This window comes from Bartonella sp. MR63HLJHH (assembly GCF_042194155.1).
In the GTDB taxonomy this organism is placed as follows: Bacteria; Pseudomonadota; Alphaproteobacteria; order Rhizobiales; family Rhizobiaceae; genus Bartonella; species Bartonella grahamii.
In genome coordinates this window covers 1-2834 of sequence record NZ_JBHIMN010000029.1, presented here as the reverse complement: position 1 = coordinate 2834, position 2834 = coordinate 1, and the positions used below count along the sequence as shown (strand labels likewise).

3 protein-coding genes and 1 pseudogene are annotated in these 2834 nt (G+C 36.8%); 2 read left to right on the top strand and 2 right to left on the bottom strand.

Going from position 1 to position 2834, the window contains the following annotated elements:
• Positions 1-273 (top strand): annotated as a pseudogene (locus tag ACFIKQ_RS08915) (late control protein); the annotation flags it as partial.
• A gap of 58 nt (positions 274-331) precedes the next feature.
• On the opposite strand, the gene ACFIKQ_RS08910 reads toward ACFIKQ_RS08915, so the two are convergent.
• Together ACFIKQ_RS08910 and ACFIKQ_RS08905 are read right to left on the bottom strand one after the other, a co-directional pair.
• Positions 332-1258: a DNA cytosine methyltransferase gene (locus tag ACFIKQ_RS08910; protein ID WP_375656300.1), complete on the bottom strand. Its 927-nt coding sequence runs from the start codon at positions 1256-1258 to the stop codon at positions 332-334.
• A gap of 1 nt (position 1259) precedes the next feature.
• On the bottom strand, positions 1260-2168 hold the full coding sequence (locus ACFIKQ_RS08905) for a type II restriction endonuclease (protein WP_375656299.1): 909 nt from the start codon (positions 2166-2168) through the stop codon (positions 1260-1262).
• Between the two features lie 244 nt (positions 2169-2412).
• Between ACFIKQ_RS08905 and ACFIKQ_RS08900 the strand changes: the two genes are divergently transcribed.
• Positions 2413-2834: lysozyme (locus ACFIKQ_RS08900; protein WP_375656298.1), on the top strand; the 422-nt coding region annotated here is incomplete at its 3' end.

Below are 2834 nucleotides of genomic sequence, written 5' to 3'. Positions count from 1 at the left end.
GGCGATCCCTTTGTGCAAGCAGAAGCAAAGCTTGTTCAAGAGCCCCCTTTCCGCCCCTATATTCCAGCAGAATGGCGCATCAAGAGCGTTAAGCACAAACTTGATAAAACGGGTGGTTACACCACAAAAATAGAGTGCGAACTTTTTGATAAAGCGCAAGAAGACACGGCTGGAAACGTTGCAAACACAACACCAGACAAGGATGATACCCTTGATCCAAACGCTCCACCAGACGCATGTGACGAAGGCGTTATCCATATGGATGAGGATTAATATCAACTTTAGGTCATTGGTTGTGCTGTCCCTTTTAGGGAAGAAGGTCAATGAACGTTTACGACAGATATTTTTTCATCTGCAATGCGATAGCTTTAATAACTGGAACAGACACACTGTTTCCAAATTGGCGATAGGCTTGCGTATCAGATACTGGAATCTGGTAGCTTTCAGGAAACCCTTGCAAGCGTGCTGCTTCTCTTGGCGTCAGTTTTCTAGGATTTTTATTATCCTGCATTATGAGTATTTCGCTCCCATCTTTGTAATAACGTGCAGAAAGTGTATTTGTGTATGGCGATTCCACATCGAAAAGCCCATAACCAAATCCCTTTCCTTTCAGTTTATTCAGAACTTTTCTTCGTTGGTGTCCATGCCAAAGAGCATTACTAATTGTATATTTTTCATCAACCTCTTTATCTAAAATATCTCCCACCCTTGTTTTAATATTCATGGGAGAGGGAAATTTAAAATCTATCGAATGATCTAAAAAACCAATGATATATATGCGTTCACGATTCTGAGGAACTCCAAAATCCCGTGCTTTTAAGATATCATAAAAAACTTTATAACCGCTTGATTGTAAATGCTTTATAATACTAGAGAGAGTACGTCCCCTATCATGCCCCTTTAATTGCTTAACATTCTCTAATAAAAATGCTCGAGGCTTCCTATGTGATAAAATTCTATTGATATCAAAAAATAAAGTTCCACGTGCATCCGCAAACCCCTTCTTCAAGCCTGCTTGCGAAAAAGGTTGGCAAGGAAAGCCTGCTAATAAAATATCATGCTTTGGTATTTCTTCTTCATTGATCTGAGTAATATCGCCATGGACGTGATCGTTGTTAAAATTAAGTCGATAAGTTTGAATAGAGTATTTATCAATTTCTGATGTAAAAACACATTGGGCGTTATCTAAGCCAAATGCAGACTCGAAACCCAAACGAATTCCTCCAATGCCGGCAAATAAGTCAATTAGTTTAAACATTTTACTGATTTTTCCAATAATTAAACATCTCAGGTAGTTCTTTCAAAAAATACGTTTCAAAATCTATGACGCTGTGGTTATGCAATATTTTTTCTTGATTTTTAACTGTTTTTAGTACGACGACAACAATGTTATGCTTGTTCATTTGTTCAATTTTATTTACAGAGATTTTATCATCAACTGTCAGTAAGTGAATGTTAGGAACTTGAGATCTTGACTGCTCTTCAATAACTTCTTGCCAACGTTCACGCAAAGTGGTTTTCATTGTGCCAATAATAGCCTTATCGCGTCTTTTCTTAAAATGCTCTATGCTCGGTAGTACTGAATCAACCATTTTACCCAAACCGGCTTTTTGAAATGTCTCTTTTCCGATTTTTTTTTGGGCTTCGAAACGATATCGGAATTGATTATATAAAAAATAAATAATTTCTTCAAATGTTTTTCCTGCACGTGAACGGCGTGACTGTGTATTGCTAAGACATAATAAATAAATATATGGAATAATTTTTCCTGCATATTGGCCAAAACAATTTATTAACTGCTCGTTAAATTTGTGAGAATCGTGAATGTTAAGCCGAAATAATTTCAAACTTAATTCAGTAATAATTCTTTTAGGCATCTCAAACTGATGGCTAATTTCCATCAAAATCGCAGAATTGAAAGTAGATTCTTGCTTTAACAATGCGGAATACGATAATTCTCGCATATTAAAAATTGTTTTAGAAACTTCCTCTTTTTTGAGCAACTCATCTATAATTTGTTTATTTTCCTGTACTATTTGACTTACTATTTCATCAGTAGGTGAAATCAGTTCACTTCTTCTTTTCTTGAGAAAGTTTACGAAGCTTTTTTTTTCTTCCTCATCAAGCCCACAAAAATCTTCTAAGTTTTTGTATCTTATATCAGTCATTGCATTAAATCCTACGATTAGACAAATATAACTGATTAGCAGATTCTAAATTTTAACCAATGGTATTTTTGTCCGTTACCTGTCCTTTAGGCGAGGAGGAAGTTAATTTTTTTACTAATTGAACGGCTTTTTCAATATCTTTTTGTTGAGTAGATTTCTTACCGTCCTTTAAGAGGGAAAGACGTTCATTTTATATTTTTCACGCATCCCCGCCTTGTGCGGGGCTTTTTTTATGGAGAATCATATGCGAAAAATATCATCAGAAGGACTAGCACTTATCAAACAATGGGAAGGTTTGCGTTTGAACGCCTATAAAGATGCCATTGGGGTGTGGACAATAGGTTATGGACATACAAACAGTGCTGGAAAACCTTTTATTTACGAAGGCATGACAATCACTGAAAAGCAAGCAGAAGAACTTCTTTGCCAAGACTTAAGACAATTTGAAAATGCCGTTGAACGCGCTGTTACAGTTTCATTAACAGATGAACAATTCGCGGCGTTAGTGTCGTTTTGCTATAATGTAGGAACAGGAGCCTTTTGTAACTCGACACTGTTAAAAAAGCTCAATCAAGGTGAATATGAAGCTGTCCCTGCCGAGCTACAGAAATGGACCAAAGCAGGCGGGAAGCGTCTTGAAGGTCTAGCACACCGGCGCGCAGCAGA

Coding starts and splice junctions, on each gene's coding strand:
- ACFIKQ_RS08910 (WP_375656300.1), bottom strand. CDS start 1,258: ATGTTTAAACTAATTGACTTATTTGCCGGCATTGGAGGAATTCGTTTG.
- ACFIKQ_RS08905 (WP_375656299.1), bottom strand. CDS start 2,168: ATGACTGATATAAGATACAAAAACTTAGAAGATTTTTGTGGGCTTGAT.